The sequence below is a fragment of the Pantoea sp. JKS000250 genome, assembly GCF_003201065.1.
GTDB classification, from domain to species: Bacteria; Pseudomonadota; Gammaproteobacteria; order Enterobacterales; family Enterobacteriaceae; genus Pantoea; species Pantoea vagans.
This window is the reverse complement of record NZ_QICZ01000001.1, coordinates 1,979,692-1,996,692: the sequence shown is the minus strand read 5'-3', so window position 1 is coordinate 1,996,692 and position 17,001 is coordinate 1,979,692. Positions and strand designations below refer to the sequence as shown.

Genomic DNA, 17,001 nt, shown 5'->3' with positions numbered 1-17,001 from the left:
AGCGATGAACCACGACGAACCCCAGCGTCCCGATCCCGACGCGCTGCTGCAGGCTAACCGCGAAAGTCATCGCGGGCAGCTGAAGATTTACTTTGGTGCCTGTGCAGGCGTGGGCAAAACCTACGCCATGCTGCAGGAGGCACAGCGGCTGCGTGCGCAGGGTCTGGATGTGCTGATTGGCGTGGTAGAAACCCACGAACGGCCGGAAACCGCGCAGCTGCTGACAGGCTTAACCCTGCTGCCGCGGCGCGCAACCGGTCGCTCGCGTCATGCGGAGTTTGATCTTGATGCTGCGCTGGCCCGCCATCCGGCGGTGATTCTGATGGATGAGCTGGCGCACACCAACGTGCAGGGCTCGCGCCATCCCAAGCGCTGGCAGGATATCGAAGAGCTGCTGGAAGCGGGCATCGACGTGCTGACCACTGTGAACGTGCAGCATCTTGAGAGCCTCAACGATGTGGTCGGCGGGGTTACCGGCATTCAGGTGCGCGAAACCGTGCCCGATCCCTTTTTCGACAGCGCTGATGAAGTGGTGCTGGTCGATCTGCCGCCCGACGATCTGCGGCAGCGGCTGAAAGAGGGCAAAGTCTACATTGGCGACCGCGCGGAACGCGCCATCGAAAACTTTTTCCGCAAAGGTAACCTGTTCGCCCTGCGTGAACTGGCCCTGCGTCGCACTGCCGATCGGGTGGACGACCAGATGCGCGCCTGGCGCGATCAGCAGGGACGGGATCGCGTCTGGCACACCCGCGACGCCATTCTGCTCTGCATTGGTGACGACAGTGGCAGTGAAAAGCTGGTGCGTACCGCTGCCCGGCTGGCGGCACGGCTCGGCAGTGAATGGCACGCGGTCTATGTCGAAACACCCCGGCTTAACCGGCTGCCCGAAGCGCGGCGACGGGCGATTCTGCGCACCTTACAGCTGGCGCAGGAGCTGGGTGCGGAAACGGCCACGCTGTCGGAACCGGATGAAGCGGAAGCGGTGCTGGGCTACGCCCGCGAGCACAACCTGGGCAAAATCGTCACCGGTCGTCGCCCGCTGCGACGCTGGCGGCGTGACAGTTTTGCCGAACGTCTGGGCCAGCTCGGCCCCGATCTCGACCTGCTGGTTGTCGCACTGGATGAGCCGCTGAAGGATGCGCCGCATCCACTGCCGGATGGCCGCGTGACCAGTGAAAAATGGCGCATTCAGCTGCGCGGCGTGGTGATGGCGCTGGTGCTCTGCATCGTCGTCACCGCAGCCGGACAGTCGGTACTGATCAATTTCGACCCTGCCAACTGTGTGATGATCTACCTGCTGGCGGTGGTGATCGTGGCGCTGCGCTATGGCCGCTGGCCGTCGGTGATCGCCACGGTGATGAATATCGTCGCCTTCGACCTCTTTTTTGTGGCCCCCACCGGCACGGTGGCGGTCTCCGACCTGCAATATCTGGTGACCTTTGGCGTAATGCTGGCGGTGGGCGTCATTGTCGGCAACCTTACGGCAGGCGTGCGTTATCAGGCGCGGGTGGCGCGCTACCGCGAGCAGCGGGCGCGGCAGCTCTACGAGATGGCAAAATCGCTGGGCAGCGCGCTGACGCCGCAGGATATCGCCGCCACCAGCCAGCGGGTGCTCGACGCCACTTTGCAGGCGCGCTGCCTGCTGTTGCTGCCGGATGAGCAGGGTGAGCTGCAACCGGTGGGCGAGGCGTTACCGGCCAGCGAACCGGATCGCGCCATCGCGAAATGGAGTTACAGCAAAGGCCAGCCTGCGGGCGCGGGCACCGATACCTTACCGGCGGTGCCCTATCAGATCCTGCCGCTGAAAAGCGGTGCACACTGTCGGGGTCTGCTGGTGGTGGAGCCGCAGAACCTGCGTCAGCTAATGATCCCCGAACAGCAGCGGCTGGTGGAAACCTTTACGGTACTGATTGCCAATGCGCTGGAGCGGATGGCGCTGTCGCACAGCGAGGCGGCATCCCGGCTCTCGGCCGAGCGTGAACAGCTGCGCAATGCGCTGCTCTCGGCGCTGTCCCACGACCTGCGCACCCCGCTGACCGTGCTGTTTGGTCAGGCGGAAATGCTGATGCTCGACCTGGCCAGCGACAACTCAAAATATGTGCCGCAGGCCAGCCAGATCCGTGAGCAGACGCTGAGCACCATCCGGCTGGTGAGCAACATGCTGGATATGGCACGCATTCAGTCGGGCGGCCTTAACCTGCGGGAAGAGTGGCTGGCGCTGGAAGAGGTGATCGGCGGCGCGCTGAGCAGCATGGCACCGTCGCTGAAAGGGCATGAGGTTCAGCTCGATCTGCCGGATGACATCGTGTTGATTAAAGGCGACAGCACGCTGCTGGAACGCGTCTTCACCAACCTGATTGAGAACAGCCTGAAGTATGCCGGTAACAGCGCGCCGCGTGGCATCCGCGCCTGGCGTGCTGCAACACGGCTGGAGATTGCGGTGTGGGACAGCGGACCGGGCGTTGCCGAAGACGATTTAACCCGGATATTCGATAAGTTCTGGCGCGGTGATAAAGAGTCGGCGGTGCCGGGCGTCGGGCTGGGTCTGGCAATCTGTAAAACCATTATTGAGAGCCACGGCGGCCAGATCTGGGCAGAGAACCGACCCGAAGGCGGCGCGGCATTTCGTCTCTCACTGCCGCTGCCGCCGGTCCCTGAAATTTCTGACGAAGGGCTGAAATAACTTCACAGTGGATCGGTTATACTTCCGGACCTGTTTGATTATTCGTGGGATTGTATGGAACGTTTTACCGAAAACCTGATGTATGCATCGCGCTGGTTGCTGGCTCCGGTTTACATTGGACTTTCGCTGGGATTGCTGGCGCTGACCATTAAATTTTTCCAGGAAATTTTCCACCTGCTGCCCAACATTTTCAGCATTGCGGAAAACGATCTGATCCTGCTGCTGCTGTCGCTGGTGGATATGACGCTGGTGGGCGGCCTGCTGGTGATGGTGATGCTGTCGGGTTATGAGAACTTCATCTCCAAGCTTGATATCGACGAAGACAAAGAGAAGCTGAGCTGGCTGGGCAAGATGGACTCCGGCTCGCTGAAAAACAAAGTCGCGGCTTCTATCGTGGCCATCTCCTCGATTCATCTGCTGCGGGTGTTTATGGAAGCGCGCAACGTCGAAAACGACAAGCTGATGTGGTACGTGATTATCCACCTGACCTTTGTGCTCTCGGCCTTTGTGATGGGCTGGCTGGACAAAATGTCGCGCTACGATAAAAAGTAATTTATCACCTGGCGGCCCGCTGACGCGGGCGCCTGCTTTATCCCTTTCGCTCTGCTTCCCCTGAACGACCTGCTGGCTGCGACGCCGGACGCGTGCCCGCCAGCTGTGGCATCACCTCTTTGATCATGGCAAAAAAGTGTTGCAGCCTGGCCGGGTAGTAACTCGCCCAGGGATAGGTCAGCCATACCGGCAGCGGCGGGGCCTGCCAGGCGGGCATCAGCTGAACCAGACTGCCATCCGCTAAGTCCTCCTGCACCGCCCACGAGGAGACAATCGCCGCGCCCATCCCGGCCAGCGCCGCTTTGCGCACTGCATATAAGCTGTCGCTGCTCAGCCGGGGCGTAATCGCCAGGTTCACTGGCTGGCCGTCGTCAATCTTCTGCAACGCCACTTCATTACGGTAAAAGCTGGTCAGCGCCAGCCAGGGCAGATCGCGAAGCTGTGCCACACGTTCAATAGGCGGATGCTGCGCCAGCAGGTGCGGGGCCGCCACCACAATGCGCGGCACTTCGGCCAGCAGAATCGCCACGACCGAAGGATCGGTGGGCGCACCGACCTGAATGGCGCAGTCGACGTTCTCCGCCATGAAGTCGGGCGTGCGGTCATTCAGCATCCACTCGATATTGAGGCGGGGATAGCGGTGCAGATAGTCCACCAGCGGCGCGATTAGCTGATCCTGACCAAAGGCGTGCGGCGCACGAACCCGCAGCGTACCGACCGGGTCATCGCTGGCACCGGTCAGCTCATCTTCCAGCGCATGCCAGGTCGCCAGCAACTGCCGTGCCTGGGCGTAGCAGCGTTCGCCATCATCGGTGAGTTTCAGCGCATGGGTGGTGCGCAGGATTAGCTTGAGGCCCAGCCGCTGCTCCAGGGTCTGCAATCGGCGGCTGACGGTGGGCTGTGTCGTACCAAGCTGGGCTGCTGCTGCGGACAGGCTGCCGCTCTCGACGATACGGATAAATGTCTGCATCAGGTCGATGCGATCGCTGCTGTTGGGATTGTTCATACGCGCCACGCATAACGGTTTTGTCTGGTATCAGTCTACCGCGTATAACCACAATGCGCTTTAATGGTTGCACGAAATGATGAGGATTACAGCATGTCAGCCATACAGACTCAGACGCAAAATGAATCGCTCTCTACGCCGCTGGTGTTTACCCTGGCGGCCGGAGCCGGGCTCAGCGTTGCATCGATTTACTACAGCCAGCCGATGCTGGATATCATCAGTAAGCAGTTTAATGCAGGCATCGGCGCAGTTGGCATGGTGCCGATGCTGACTCAGGCGGGCTATGCGCTGGGTATTCTGCTGCTGGCCCCGCTGGGGGATCGTCATGACCGCCGCACCATTATCTTTATCAAAGGCTTACTGCTGGTCGCGGCGCTGCTGCTGTGTGGCTTTTCCGGCAGACTCAGCGCGCTACTGGTTGCCAGTTTTATTACCGGCCTGACCGCCACCGTGGCGCAGGATATTGTGCCCGCGTCGGCGACGCTGGCCCCGGAACGCAGCCGGGGTAAAACGGTCGGCACGGTGATGACCGGACTGCTGGTCGGCATCCTCCTGTCGCGGGTAGTCAGCGGGGTGGTGGCGGAATATTTCGGCTGGCGCACCATGTACATGATCGCCGCACTGGCGGTGCTGCTGATTACGCTGACGCTGTGGCGGGTGCTGCCACGCTTCGCGCCGGGCACCTCAGTGAGCTATCCGCGCCTGTTGCTGTCACTGGTGCATCTGTGGCGTCACCATCAGACGCTGCGCCGCGCCGCGTTGGCTCAGGGTCTGCTCTCTATAGCCTTCAGCGCCTTCTGGTCGACGCTGGCGTTAATGCTCAGCGACCGCTTTCATCTCGACAGTGCGGTGGCGGGGGCGTTTGGTTTAGCCGGGGCAGCAGGTGCCATGGCCGCGCCGCTGGCGGGCAGTTTTGCTGACCGCATCGGCCCGGCACGCGTCACGCAGGCCGGTGCCGCGCTGGTGACGATCTCTTTTGCGCTGATGTTTCTGCTGCCACTGCTGCCCATGCCCGCACAGCTGGCGCTGATTGTGGTCTGTACTATCGGCTTTGATTTAGGGGTGCAGGCCACGCTGGTGGCGCATCAGACGCTGGTCTATGGCCTGGCACCGGAAGCACGCAGTCGCCTGAATGCATTGCTGTTTACTGTGGTGTTTATCGGTATGGCGACCGGTGCGGCGCTGGGCAGTCTGGCGCTGGCTCACTGGGGCTGGAATGGCGTCGTTGCGCTCGCCACTTTAGCCGGTGCCGCGGCTCTCGCGGTCCGCTTCGCCAGTCGTCATCTGAAAAACTGACGCCTCGCCCGTCAAAAAATGTGCCAGGCTTATTCATAAACCCGAAATATTTTGGAGTGTTATGAACTTTTTAGCCTGGACAGCAGCGACGGGCGGCCTTCTGCTGCTGATGTCGCTGGCTTCCGGTTGGATTCACCGGGGGCCAGTCACCTCATTTGGTCTGTTCCTGATCGCGGGCATGCTGTGCGGCCCGTGGGGATTTGATGTTATCCACCTCGATATCGTCACCCATTCCGAAGCCGTGGCCCATATCACCGAAATCACCATGGCGGCCTCGCTGTTTATCACCGGTCTCAAGCTGCGTCAGCCGTTGCAGAACAACTGCTGGCACACCGGGCTGAAACTGGCGTTTCCCGCCATGCTGCTCACCGTCGCCGCGATGACCCTGCTGGCACACTTCCTGGTGGGATTAGACTGGCCGATTGCGCTGGCGTTTGGGGCGATTGTCGCGCCGACCGATCCGGTGCTGGCGAGCTTAATCTCGGTCAACGATGCGCAGGATGATGACTCGCTGCGGGTGGCGATCTCCAGTGAAGCGGGCATGAACGATGGCTCCGCATTACCCCTGCTGATGCTGGCGCTGCTGCTGTTTAATGGCGAGAGCCTGAGTGGCGCGATGCTGGCGCACTGGGGTGCGGTCGAGGTGCTCTGGGCGATTGGCGGCGGTCTGATCATTGGCTTTGTTCTGGGGCAGTTAATCGGCATGCTGGCGACCCGACTGCGCAATGCGAATGGCGACGTTGCGCCCAATGATTTCCTGGCGCTGGCGCTGATAGCCCTCAGTTATTCGCTGGTGGAGTACCTGGGTGCCTCCGGCTTCCTGGCCGCCTTCGCCGCCGGACTGGGGTTACGCCGTGCCGAACTGGGTGTGTTCCATCGTCATCCGCCGGAAGACCTCTCTGACGATGAGCGCGTATTGCCCTCTGAGGCGCTGGTGAATCCTAACAAACGCCTGGCCCATCAGGGCGGCAATAATATGGTGAAGTCGATTGGGTTTGTAGTAGGCGACGCGCTCTCTTTTGGCGATACTATTGAACGTTTACTGGCGGCTGGCATGATGGTCGTACTGGGCGTCACACTGGCGCAGCACTGGAACATCTATGGCGTGCTGATTGGGCTGGTACTGTTTGCCGTAGTACGACCGATGGCCGTCTGGCTAGTGACGCTGCGCGCCGGACTGCCGCTCGGGCAGCGCTTGCTGATTGGCTGGCTGGGCATCCGGGGAATTGGCAGCCTGAACTACATCGCCTATGCCTGGACGCACGGCATGCAAGGCCCGCAGATGGAAATCATGACGAATATAGCGTTAACGCTGGTGGTCTGCAGCGTGGTGGTTCACGGCACCACCGTGACGCCGCTGCTGAACTGGCGTCAGAAGCGCCTCGAAGCCCTTCAGCGCAAGGTTTAACCTGAACGAACAGGAGTTAAAAATGAAAGTCACTCAGATAGTGCTGCTAAGCCTCCTTGCCTCCGGCAGCGCGCTGGCAGCGGACGACGCTGATACGGAGCAGAATGTTTACGCCAGTCAGTTGTGCCACATTGTCAGCGGCGAGAAAAAGGTCGCCACTGCAGATCATTACGTCGAGCAGATGAAATCGACCGTGGCGGGCGGCCAGTCACCGTCGGCGATGAATCAGCCGGAATTTGATGAAGAGTCCGCGCGTGAAGTGGCCAGTGCCTGGCTGCAACTTGGCGATGATGAGCGGGCCAAACTGCGCGTCAACGAACAGCAGTGTGAACAGGCCGTGATGGCGCAGTTCCAGCAGGAAGATTAACCATACGGAATGAAATAAAAACGCGCCTGCCCGGCGCGTTTTTTTTATGGCTTTCCTGGGGCTATTGCGTACATAATCGCCACCCATGGCACCAGACTTGCATCTGTTACTTCTTCTGTAGCCTGCCGCAACGGCTTGCTCATTACTCTGGCATCACACAACAGGCATTATGATTACGCGTCGACGCTTTATTCTCGGCACGGGAGCGCTCGGGCTCTCCATGACCACCGGCAAATTATTTGCCCGCGATGACATTATTCCCCTCTGGCCGGACGATCCGCCCGGCGGCGGCGGCCCATCCGGCCAGTTGCATATTAACAGCAGTGGATCCTGGTCAAATATCGTCAGCCCGGCGATTCAGCGGTTTAAACCAGAAAATCCGAATGGCGAAGCGGTATTAATCGCCGCAGGCGGCGGGTATCGCTGGATCGGCATGGCGCGTGAAGCCTGGCCGGTAGCGCGCTGGCTGAATGCCAGTGGCTATACTGCCTATGTGCTCAGCTACCGGTTGCCGCATGAGAAGTGGCAGGCGGGTCGGCTGGCGCCACTGCAGGATGCGCAGCGCGCCATCCGGCTGGTGCGATCTTTCGAACGTAAGGTGCATGTGCTGGGTTTCTCGGCAGGCGGACATCTGCTGGGGCTGGCGGCGGCGCGGCCAGACTTTGAATCTTATCCGGCCATCGATCCGCTGGATGAAGTGGTGCCGAAAGTCGACAGCGTGGGCCTGATCTATCCGGTCATCACCCTGGAAGCCCCTTATCAGCACACCAATACGCATCTGATGATGGTCGGCAAAAATGCCACGCCGCAGGATGAGGCGAACTGGTCAGTGCAGAACTACGTGACCCGGCAATATCCGCCGACGTTTCTGGCGCAGGCCGAGGACGATCACACCTCCAATCCGTTTAACACCGAGCTGATGCGCGACACCTGTCGCCGCAACCGCGTGCCGGTTGAGCTGATTCAGATCAGCAAAGGCGGACACGGATTTGGCCTCGGCAAGGCGGGAACGCCCGCAGCGTTGTGGGATCAGGCGTATGTCCGCTGGCTGGATCGCGTAAGCTGAATTGCACTGACGCGGTGCTGCACTGCACGGTCAGAAAGCGGAAGTGGCTGCGGCATAAAAAAACAGGCGACCTTAAGGTCGCCTGTTCTGTTTCTGAAGCCCGGTGCGGATTAACGCATCGTCACAAACTCTTCCGCTGCGGTCGGGTGGATCGCCACGGTGTTATCGAAGTCTTTCTTGGTCGCGCCCATCTTCAGCGCCACGGCGAAGCCCTGCAGCATCTCATCCATACCGGATCCGATGCCGTGAATGCCGACGATCTTCTCATCGGCACCCACACACACCAGCTTCATGCGGCACGGCTGACGATGCTGGGTGACCGCGGTGTACATGGCGGTAAACGACGATTTATAGACCTTCACCTGATCGTCTCCATACTGTTCGCGCGCCTGCGGCTCGGTCAGTCCTACGGTGCCGATCGGCGGATGGCTGAACACCACGGTCGGCACGTTGCTGTAATCCAGATGCTCGTCCGGCTTGTTGTTAAACAGACGTTCAGAGAGACGACGTCCGGCGGCAACCGCAACCGGCGTCAGCTCAACCGCACCGGTGTTGTCGCCTACGGCGTAGACGCCTGAGACATTGGTGTTCTGGAATTTATCAACGCTGATATAGCCTTTCTCGTTCAGCGCCACGCCTGCGGCCTGAATATTGAGATTGTCCGTTTCAGGCTCACGGCCAATCGCCCAGACCAGGCAATCTACGGTGTAGTCGCTGCCGTTTTCCAGCTGCAGCGTCAGGCTGCCATCGCTGTTTTTGATCACAGCCTTAGGAATGGCTTCGGTATGCAGCGCCGGGCCTTCGGTGTTCATCACTTCGACCAGCGTCTCGGTGAGCAGCGGATCGAAGCTGCGCAGCGGCGCGTGTTTACGCACGAACAGGTGGGTTTCTGAACCCAGCGCATTCACCACGCCCGCCAGCTCAACCGCGATGTAGCCCGCACCGACAACCGCGGTGCGTTTTGGCAGTGCGTCCAGCTCGAAGAAGCCGTCGGAATCAATGCCGTACTCCGCACCCGGAATAGAAGGGTGGACCGGACGACCGCCGGTGGCGATCAGAATGTGGTTAGCCGTAATAATCTCGCCGTTCACTTCAACGCTGTGCGCATCGACAAAGCGGGCAAAGCCTTTGATCACTTCAACTTTGTTTTTACCCAGCACGTTGTCATACGAGCTATGGATGCGATCGATATAGGCGCTGCGGTTTTTTACCAGCGTGGCCCAGTCGAAGCGATTGACGGTAGTATCGAAGCCATAATCCGGGCCATAAAGATGGATCGCTTCGGCGATTTGCGCGGCGTGCCACATGATTTTCTTCGGCACGCAACCCACGTTCACGCAGGTGCCACCCAGCTCTTTTGCTTCAATCAGGGCGCATTTCTGGCCATACATAGCTGCACGGTTAATCGAGGCGATGCCGCCGCTGCCGCCGCCAATGGCGAGATAGTCGAAATGTCGGGTCATTGAAGTATCCATCCGGTTGCATAAAAAATTGGGGTTGAGTGTAACGCTACGGGTCGAAATGACGCAAAGTTTGCGCCTATGATTGTAATAGGGTTCTGTTTTTCACTCGCTTACAGGGAAGCATACCATGCACCTTACTTTTCTTGGCACCGGCGGCGGTGCTCCCAGCCTGCAACGTAACGTGACCTCCATTGCTTTTACCCGCGCGCTGAGTGGTGAAACCTGGCTGTTCGACTGCGGGGAGGGCACGCAGTTACAGTTTATGCGCTCCAGCCTGAAACCGGGAAAGCTGGATAAGATTTTTATCACCCATCTGCATGGCGATCATATCTTCGGCTTGCCGGGCTTACTCACCAGCCGGTCGATGGCCGGACTGACCTCACCGATGACGGTTTATGGCCCCAGAGGATTGAAGAACTTTGTTGAGACGGCGCTGTCGATCAGCGGTTCCTACACCGACTACCCGCTGAACATTGTTGAGATTGAGGCGGGCTGGACGCTGGATGACGGTGAGTTTCGTATCAGTGCCTGGCCGCTGAGCCATCCGGTGGAGTGTTTTGGCTATCGCATTGAACAGCATGACAAACCCGGCCTGCTGGATGCCGAGCGGCTGAAAGCCGAAGGCGTGCCCCGCGGCCCGTGGTTCCAGCAGCTGAAGCAGGGGGAATGTGTGACGCTGGAAGATGGGCGGGTAATTAACGGCGCTGACTACCTTGGCCCGGCGACACCCGGTAAAAAGCTGGCCATCTTTGGCGATACGGCTCCCACGGAGGTTGCGCTGCAGCTGGCGGCGGAGGTTGACCTGATGGTGCATGAAACCACGCTGGAGGCGGCGATGGTGGAGAAAGCCAACGGGCGCGGGCACTCCACAACCCTGCAGGCGGCGGAGGTGGCAAAGCGCGCCGGGGCAAAGCGGATGATCGCCACCCATTTCAGCTCCCGCTATCTGGCAAAGGACATGAGCCGCCTGCTGGCGGAGTGCCAGACCATTTTCCCCCGCACCGAGCTGGCCTCGGACCTGGCGGTGTTTACGGTTTAGTGATGCAGCGCCGGATAAGTAAACAGCAGCAGATGAGTGAGGTTAAGCGCGAAGTGCAGGGCGGCTGCCAGCCATAAGCGGCCGCTCCAGTGCCACGCCAGACCATAAAGCAGCCCGGCCAGCGTCGCGAAAACTACCAGCAGTACGCCGCCGGTTGCATGCGCCAGCCCGAACAGCAGCGTGCTAATCAGCAGCGCGGGCAACCCACCCAGCTTCTCGCTCAGCCGCTGTTGCAGATAGCCCCGGAACAGCGCCTCTTCGGCCAGCGAGACAAAAAACAGATTCGCCAGCATAAACGCGGGCAGCCAGGGCGGAAAATGAGGCTCAACGGCCAGACCACCCAGCAGCACGGCGCTACCCAGCAGCAGCGGCACGGCGGCGATTAATGCCAGCGCAGCGATCCACGGATAACGTGGTGGACAGGCCCGGGCGCGGAACAGCGTCGGCAGGCAGGCCAGCAGTACAAAGGGGATCAGCGCTTTATCGAAGTTGAAGGAGAAACTGAACGGCAGGCTCTGTGCGCCCACCTTTACCTCATCGACGACGAGGGGATTGTGAAAGCCGGGAAAAAGATGGAGGAACAATCCCAGCGAAATCAGCACCAGCAGCGCTTCACTCAGAATGTGCTGCCGGGAACGGATTGGGTCAAAGCGGCGCAGCGCGACCAGTGCCGCGATCCCGGCCAGCAGCGGCAGTACTGGCCATGTCAGGACGTCGTGATAAAATCCCAGCAGCGCGGCGAGCGCTAACAGCAGTAGCGCCAGCCGCCGGGCGGGTTGCAGCGCGCCCAGCGCGCCTGCCAGCAGAATCCACATAATCGGTTATTCAGGAACGATCTGGTTCACCACGAAGTGACCGGTACCGGCCGGAACCAGTTTTTTGTGCAGCCATGGCAGCAGGGTATTCATCTGATCGGCCAGCTTCCACGGCGGGTTAATCACGATCATGCCGGAGGCGGTCATGCCGCGCTGATCGCTGTCCGGACGGGCAGCCAGTTCGATCTGCAGGATATTGCGGATGCCGGTTGCTTCCAGGTCGCGCAGCATGTGTTTGATCTGCTGACGTAACACCACCGGATACCACAGCGCAAAGACGCCGGTGCCAAACCGTTTATGACCTTCCTGAATGCCTTTCACCACTGCCTGGTAGTCGCTTTTCATCTCATAAGGCGGGTCGATCAGCACCAGACCGCGACGCGACGGCGGTGGCAGTTTCGATTTTAACTGCTGATAACCGTCGGCACGGTCGACGCGCGCGCGGTTGTCTTTGCTGAACTCGTTGCGCAGCAGCGGATAGTCGCTGGAGTGCAGCTCGGTGAGTTGCAGCCGGTCATCTTCACGCAGCAGATGACGGGCAATCAGCGGTGAACCCGGATAGTAGCGCAGAGAAGGGCCACGATTCAGCGCACCGATGGCGTCAAAATAGGGTTGCAGCAGTTCCGGTGCATCGGGCTGTTGCCAGATACGCGCGATGCCTTCCAGATATTCACCGGTACGCTCGGCGTGCTCGCCGCTCAGCTGGTAGCGGCCTGCGCCCGCATGGGTATCCAGGTAGAAAAACGGTTTCTCTTTCTCTTTCAGCGCCGTGATGATCAGGCTCAGAACAGTGTGCTTCAGCACGTCGGCGTGGTTGCCCGCATGGAAGCTATGGCGATAACTCAGCATTGTTTATCCTGTTGAATGTATAAGGTTTTAATTGATGGAAAATCAATTTATACCAATTATTACCTCACGTATTACCTACAGAACGACGCACAGCAACCGACGCAGGAAAAGCATGAGAATCCGCGATTATATCAGGGATGGCCTGGCGATGGGCCAGAAGCGTGATAACAAATCGGGATTACAGGGCGCGGCATCCTGTTGCAGGCATGCAGGTACGGAAAGCTGCCCGACGCGCTCATCGCAATCGCAGCCATAGTTTAAAAGCAGCGGGCTTTCGGGTAGCCATTCGCGCGTTTCTTCCCCACCTCATCCTGACCCCCATTGATTTTCACTACACTAAGCCGCATGTTACTTAGATTGCGTTGCGCGACCCGCTGCGCCCCATACATCGATAAAGGACTGCGCTATGACCAATCCGCTACTGACATCTTTTACGCTCCCCCCTTTTTCTGCTATCCAGCCTGAACATGTTGTTCCTGCCGTGACGGAAGTGCTGAGCCAATGCCGCGCAGAAGTCGAAAAAGTGGTGGCGCAGGGTGCGCCGTACACCTGGGATAACCTGGTTCAGCCGCTGGCGGAAACCGACGATCGCCTGAGCCGTATTTTCTCCCCGGTCAGCCATCTTAATTCGGTAAAAAACAGCCCGGAGCTGCGTGAAGCCTATGAGCAGACGCTGCCGCTGCTCTCTGAATACAGCACCTGGGTCGGTCAGCATGAAGGGCTGTATCAGGCGTATCGCAACCTCAAAGAGGGCGATCAATACGCGGCACTGGATCTGGCGCAGAAGAAAGCGGTCGATAACGCCCTGCGTGATTTCGAACTCTCTGGAATCGGCCTGCCAAAGGATAAACAGCAGCGCTATGGCGAAATCGCCGCGCGCCTCTCTGAGCTGGGTTCGGCTTACAGCAACAACGTGCTCGATGCGACCATGGGCTGGAGCAAGCTGATCACCGATGAAAGCGAGCTGGCCGGTATGCCGGAAAGCGCGCTGGCGGCGGCGAAAGCTCAGGCTGAAGCCAAAGAGCAGGAAGGCTGGCTGCTGACGCTGGATATTCCAAGCTATCTGCCGGTCATGACCTACTGCGATAACGCGGCGCTGCGCGAAGAGATGTATCGCGCCTATGCGACGCGTGCTTCCGATCAGGGTCCGAACGCCGGTAAATGGGACAACGGTCCTATCATGGCGGAAGAGCTGGCGCTGCGTCACGAGCTGGCTCAGCTGCTGGGCTTCGACTCCTACGCGGATAAATCGCTGGCGACCAAAATGGCGCAAAGCCCGTCTCAGGTGATCGACTTCCTGAATGACCTGGCTGAACGCGCCCGTCCGCAGGGTGAAAAAGAGCTGGAGCAGCTGCGCGCCTTCGCGCAGAAAGAGCATGGCGTTGAGCAGCTGAATCCATGGGATCTCACTTATTATGGTGAAAAGCAGAAGCAGCATCTCTACACCATCAGCGATGAGCAGCTGCGTCCTTACTTCCCGGAAGAGCGCGCGGTCGCCGGTCTGTTCGAAGTGGTGAAACGCATTTACGGTATCACTGCGAAGCAGCGTACCGACGTTGAGGTTTATCATCCTGACGTGAAGTTCTTCGATTTGTTCGATGAAACCGGTGAACTGCGCGGCAGCTTCTATCTCGACCTCTACGCCCGCGAGCACAAACGTGGCGGTGCCTGGATGGATGACTGCGTGGGCCAGATGCGTAAAGCCGATGGCAGCCTGCAGAAGCCCGTTGCTTACCTGACCTGTAACTTTAACCGTCCGGTGAAAGGCAAACCTGCGCTGTTCACCCATGACGAAGTGATTACCCTGTTCCATGAGTTTGGTCACGGCCTGCACCACATGCTGACCCGCATCGAAGCGCCTGGCGTTTCCGGTATCAGCGGTGTGCCATGGGATGCGGTCGAACTGCCAAGCCAGTTCATGGAAAACTGGTGCTGGGAGCCGGATGCGCTGGCCTTTATCTCCGGTCACTTTGAGACCGGCGAACCGCTGCCGAAAGAACTGCTGGATAAAATGCTGGCGGCGAAAAACTATCAGGCCGCGCTGTTTATCCTGCGTCAGCTGGAGTTCGGCCTGTTCGATTTCCGTCTGCATACCGAGTTTAATCCGGAGAAAGGCGCACAGATTCTGGAAACCCTGCGCGAAGTGAAAAGCCGCGTAGCAGTCGTTCCGAGTCCGGAATGGGGCCGTTTCCCGCACGCCTTCAGCCACATTTTTGCCGGTGGCTATGCAGCAGGTTACTACAGCTATCTGTGGGCGGACGTGCTGGCGGCGGATGCTTACTCCCGCTTCGAGGAAGAGGGCATCTTTAACCGTGAAACTGGTCAGTCGTTCCTGGATAACATCCTGACGCGTGGCGGTTCTGAAGAGCCGATGGAGCTGTTCAAACGCTTCCGTGGCCGTGAGCCACAGCTCGATGCGATGCTGGAACATTACGGCATTCAGGGATAAGTCGGTTCGTGAAAATCTGTTTGCTCGATGAATCAGGCGCCGGAGACGGCGCCTTATCACGTTTAGCGCAGCACTGGCAGCTGGAGCACGACGAAGACGCGCTGCTGGCACTGGTGCAAACGCCGACGCACCTTGAGCTGCGCAAGCGTGATGAGCCAAAGCTGGGCGGTATTTTTGTTGATTTCGTCACCGGGGCAATGGCGCATCGCCGTCGCTTTGGCGGTGGACGTGGCGAAGCTGTCGCTAAAGCGGTTGGCATTAAAGGCGGCTATCTGCCGGATGTGGTGGATGCGACGGCCGGACTTGGACGTGATGCGTTTGTGCTGGCGGCGCTCGGCTGCCGGGTGCGGATGCTGGAACGCCATCCTGTCGTGGCTGCGCTGCTGGAAGATGGCCTGCAGCGCGGTTATCAGGATGCGGAAATTGGCCCCTGGCTGCGCGACCGCCTGACGCTGATTCATGCAGCCAGTGCGCAGGCGCTGGGCGAGATTACGCCGCAGCCGGATGTGGTCTATCTTGATCCGATGTATCCCCATCGCCAGAAAAGTGCGCTGGTAAAAAAGGAGATGCGGGTCTTTCAGTCGCTGGTAGGGCCGGATGAAGATGCCGATGCGCTACTGGAACCGGCCCGGCGGCTGGCGAAGAAACGGATTGTGGTGAAGCGGCCAGACTATGCACCGCCGCTGGCGGGTGTCGTGACGCAGGCGGCGGTCGTAACCAAAAGCCATCGCTTTGATATTTATCCTCCGCTTTAACCGATTTAAACGTATAAAAAAGCCGGCTCCGTGCCGGCTTTATTCATTTAAGCGGCTGAATTACGCCTCGTCTTCATCGCGCAGCGGCACAATCAGCATGTCGATATGCACGGTATTGATCAACTGACGAGCTGAAGACATCAGCTTGCTCCAGAAATCCTGATGATGACCGCACACCACCAGGTCAACGTCATATTTTTTGATCGCATCAACCAGCACCTGGCCGAGGTCGCCACTGCCGCTCAGCGTCTCGCTGATCGGATAGCCCGCGGCATCTGATAACCCTTTCAGCGCCGTATGCGTCTCTTCAGAGATGCGCTTCTGCATATCCCCTAAGTTGACATCAATCAGGCCGGTGTAGAGGTCGGAGTAATTCACATCAACGTGAATCAGGGAAATTCTGGCATCATACGGGCGAGCCAGCGAGACGGCCTTATCCACCAGTAACTGACTTTCGGGAGAAAGGTCTACTGCAATCAGGATGTGTTTATAAGCCATGATAAAACTCCTTTCACGAGATTAAGGATGGCATCCGGTGTTCCTGCCGCGTCACAGCTTAGCGAAATCCTTTGCGCGAGCGGGCGATGAGCGCCACCAAAGTGTCTACCTGCGTTGCAGGTGATGATGTTGTTATGTTCTGAGTATAGCCTTCTCTCACTGCAAATGCTGCCGTTGCCGCCTGGCTTATGAATAAGATCAAGGCTATGCCAGATTTACTCGCGCTGAACGAAAATCATCGTTGGAAAAAATGTAAAGAACTCTCCTACACTGAAAAAAGGCGGTCCGGTTCGCAGCCGCTCAGGGGTCGAAAATTTTCGCAGTCCGGTGATTCAGTGGCTGGTTTTTTCTGCAGGCGGATACAGTGTCTGACGCTGAGTCTGTTGCTGCGATGCCAGTCGGGAGGGGGAGAATATGATCAACACTATTGCGCTTTTTTGGGCTCTTTGTGTGGTGTGTATCGTGAATATGGCGCGCTATTTTTCATCGCTGCGTGCCCTGCTGGCGGTATTACGGGGCTGTGATCCGCTGCTGTATCAGTATGTCGATGGGGCGGGATTCTTCACCTCTCACGGTCAGCCGAGCAAGCAGGTGCGGCTCGTCACCTATATCTGGGCAAAGCGCTATCTTGATCATCATGACGATGAGTTTATCCGGCGCTGCGAGCGGGTGCGGGGGCAGTTTCTTCTGACCAGTGCACTGTGCGGACTGGTAGTGATAAGTCTGGTGGCTCTGGCGATCTGGCATTAAAAAGG

15 protein-coding genes are annotated in these 17,001 nt (G+C 58.9%); 10 read left to right on the top strand and 5 right to left on the bottom strand.

The features are described from left to right. Positions 1 to 4 precede the first annotated feature (4 nt). Both kdpD and BY447_RS09590 read left to right on the top strand, forming a co-directional pair. Positions 5 to 2,683 (top strand): two-component system sensor histidine kinase KdpD, encoded by a 2,679-nt coding sequence (kdpD, locus tag BY447_RS09595; protein WP_110331028.1) that lies wholly within the window; start codon positions 5 to 7, stop codon positions 2,681 to 2,683. Between the two features lie 54 nt (positions 2,684 to 2,737). Beyond that, positions 2,738 to 3,235: a TIGR00645 family protein gene (locus BY447_RS09590; RefSeq protein ID WP_003852093.1), complete on the top strand. Its 498-nt coding sequence runs from the start codon at positions 2,738 to 2,740 to the stop codon at positions 3,233 to 3,235. A gap of 37 nt (positions 3,236 to 3,272) precedes the next feature. On the opposite strand, the gene BY447_RS09585 is transcribed toward BY447_RS09590, so the two are convergent. Then, the gene (locus BY447_RS09585; protein WP_013359398.1) at positions 3,273 to 4,241 is read right to left on the bottom strand and encodes a LysR family transcriptional regulator; all 969 of its coding nucleotides are present in this window, start codon (positions 4,239 to 4,241) and stop codon (positions 3,273 to 3,275) included. Positions 4,242 to 4,334: 93 nt separating this feature from the next. Here BY447_RS09585 and BY447_RS09580 point away from each other — a divergent pair, with 93 nt between their 5' ends. From BY447_RS09580 to BY447_RS09565, 4 genes are all read left to right on the top strand, one after another. After that, entirely contained in the window at positions 4,335 to 5,537 is a 1,203-nt protein-coding gene (locus BY447_RS09580) for an MFS transporter (RefSeq protein ID WP_110331027.1), read from the top strand. A gap of 61 nt (positions 5,538 to 5,598) precedes the next feature. Beyond that, the gene (locus BY447_RS09575) at positions 5,599 to 6,945 is read left to right on the top strand and encodes a cation:proton antiporter (protein ID WP_110331026.1); all 1,347 of its coding nucleotides are present in this window, start codon (positions 5,599 to 5,601) and stop codon (positions 6,943 to 6,945) included. Between the two features lie 22 nt (positions 6,946 to 6,967). After that, the gene (locus BY447_RS09570) at positions 6,968 to 7,312 is read left to right on the top strand and encodes a hypothetical protein (protein ID WP_033784234.1); all 345 of its coding nucleotides are present in this window, start codon (positions 6,968 to 6,970) and stop codon (positions 7,310 to 7,312) included. 169 nt (positions 7,313 to 7,481) lie between these two features. After that, the gene (locus BY447_RS09565; RefSeq protein WP_013359394.1) at positions 7,482 to 8,378 is read left to right on the top strand and encodes an alpha/beta hydrolase; all 897 of its coding nucleotides are present in this window, start codon (positions 7,482 to 7,484) and stop codon (positions 8,376 to 8,378) included. 110 nt (positions 8,379 to 8,488) lie between these two features. Here BY447_RS09565 and gorA read toward each other — a convergent pair whose 3' ends face one another. After that, positions 8,489 to 9,841, bottom strand: a complete 1,353-nt coding sequence (gene gorA / locus BY447_RS09560) for a glutathione-disulfide reductase (RefSeq protein WP_033784233.1) — start codon at positions 9,839 to 9,841, stop codon at positions 8,489 to 8,491. A 127-nt stretch (positions 9,842 to 9,968) separates the two neighbouring features. On the opposite strand from gorA, the gene rnz reads away from it, so the two are divergent. Next, complete coding sequence (gene rnz / locus BY447_RS09555; protein ID WP_033784232.1) at positions 9,969 to 10,880, top strand: ribonuclease Z; 912 nt, start codon at positions 9,969 to 9,971, stop codon at positions 10,878 to 10,880. On the opposite strand, the gene BY447_RS09550 is transcribed toward rnz, so the two are convergent. Further along, complete coding sequence (locus BY447_RS09550) at positions 10,877 to 11,695, bottom strand: CPBP family intramembrane glutamic endopeptidase (RefSeq protein WP_110331025.1); 819 nt, start codon at positions 11,693 to 11,695, stop codon at positions 10,877 to 10,879. The genes rnz and BY447_RS09550 overlap by 4 nt on opposite strands. Positions 11,696 to 11,701: 6 nt before the next feature. Beyond that, complete coding sequence (locus BY447_RS09545; RefSeq protein WP_095706545.1) at positions 11,702 to 12,544, bottom strand: 23S rRNA (adenine(2030)-N(6))-methyltransferase RlmJ; 843 nt, start codon at positions 12,542 to 12,544, stop codon at positions 11,702 to 11,704. Positions 12,545 to 12,950: 406 nt separating this feature from the next. On the opposite strand from BY447_RS09545, the gene prlC reads away from it, so the two are divergent. Together prlC and rsmJ are read left to right on the top strand one after the other, a co-directional pair. Beyond that, the gene (gene prlC / locus BY447_RS09540; protein WP_013359389.1) at positions 12,951 to 14,993 is read left to right on the top strand and encodes an oligopeptidase A; all 2,043 of its coding nucleotides are present in this window, start codon (positions 12,951 to 12,953) and stop codon (positions 14,991 to 14,993) included. Between the two features lie 8 nt (positions 14,994 to 15,001). Further along, entirely contained in the window at positions 15,002 to 15,748 is a 747-nt protein-coding gene (rsmJ, locus tag BY447_RS09535; protein WP_110331024.1) for a 16S rRNA (guanine(1516)-N(2))-methyltransferase RsmJ, read from the top strand. A 60-nt stretch (positions 15,749 to 15,808) separates the two neighbouring features. Here rsmJ and uspA read toward each other — a convergent pair whose 3' ends face one another. Continuing rightward, positions 15,809 to 16,246 (bottom strand): universal stress protein UspA, encoded by a 438-nt coding sequence (gene uspA, locus BY447_RS09530; RefSeq protein WP_013359387.1) that lies wholly within the window; start codon positions 16,244 to 16,246, stop codon positions 15,809 to 15,811. 414 nt (positions 16,247 to 16,660) lie between these two features. Between uspA and uspB the strand changes: the two genes are divergently transcribed. Further along, on the top strand, positions 16,661 to 16,996 hold the full coding sequence (gene uspB, locus BY447_RS09525; protein ID WP_013359386.1) for a universal stress protein UspB: 336 nt from the start codon (positions 16,661 to 16,663) through the stop codon (positions 16,994 to 16,996). The last annotated feature ends 5 nt before the right edge of the window (positions 16,997 to 17,001 follow it).

Excerpts from the sequence above, each read along its gene's own strand:
- kdpD (WP_110331028.1), top strand. The coding sequence starts at position 5 with ATGAACCACGACGAACCCCAGCGTCCCGATCCCGACGCGCTGCTGCAG.
- BY447_RS09590 (WP_003852093.1), top strand. The coding sequence starts at position 2,738 with ATGGAACGTTTTACCGAAAACCTGATGTATGCATCGCGCTGGTTGCTG.
- BY447_RS09585 (WP_013359398.1), bottom strand. The coding sequence starts at position 4,241 with ATGAACAATCCCAACAGCAGCGATCGCATCGACCTGATGCAGACATTT.
- BY447_RS09580 (WP_110331027.1), top strand. The coding sequence starts at position 4,335 with ATGTCAGCCATACAGACTCAGACGCAAAATGAATCGCTCTCTACGCCG.
- BY447_RS09575 (WP_110331026.1), top strand. The coding sequence starts at position 5,599 with ATGAACTTTTTAGCCTGGACAGCAGCGACGGGCGGCCTTCTGCTGCTG.
- BY447_RS09570 (WP_033784234.1), top strand. The coding sequence starts at position 6,968 with ATGAAAGTCACTCAGATAGTGCTGCTAAGCCTCCTTGCCTCCGGCAGC.
- BY447_RS09565 (WP_013359394.1), top strand. The coding sequence starts at position 7,482 with ATGATTACGCGTCGACGCTTTATTCTCGGCACGGGAGCGCTCGGGCTC.
- gorA (WP_033784233.1), bottom strand. The coding sequence starts at position 9,841 with ATGACCCGACATTTCGACTATCTCGCCATTGGCGGCGGCAGCGGCGGC.
- rnz (WP_033784232.1), top strand. The coding sequence starts at position 9,969 with ATGCACCTTACTTTTCTTGGCACCGGCGGCGGTGCTCCCAGCCTGCAA.
- BY447_RS09550 (WP_110331025.1), bottom strand. The coding sequence starts at position 11,695 with ATGTGGATTCTGCTGGCAGGCGCGCTGGGCGCGCTGCAACCCGCCCGG.
- BY447_RS09545 (WP_095706545.1), bottom strand. The coding sequence starts at position 12,544 with ATGCTGAGTTATCGCCATAGCTTCCATGCGGGCAACCACGCCGACGTG.
- prlC (WP_013359389.1), top strand. The coding sequence starts at position 12,951 with ATGACCAATCCGCTACTGACATCTTTTACGCTCCCCCCTTTTTCTGCT.
- uspA (WP_013359387.1), bottom strand. The coding sequence starts at position 16,246 with ATGGCTTATAAACACATCCTGATTGCAGTAGACCTTTCTCCCGAAAGT.
- uspB (WP_013359386.1), top strand. The coding sequence starts at position 16,661 with ATGATCAACACTATTGCGCTTTTTTGGGCTCTTTGTGTGGTGTGTATC.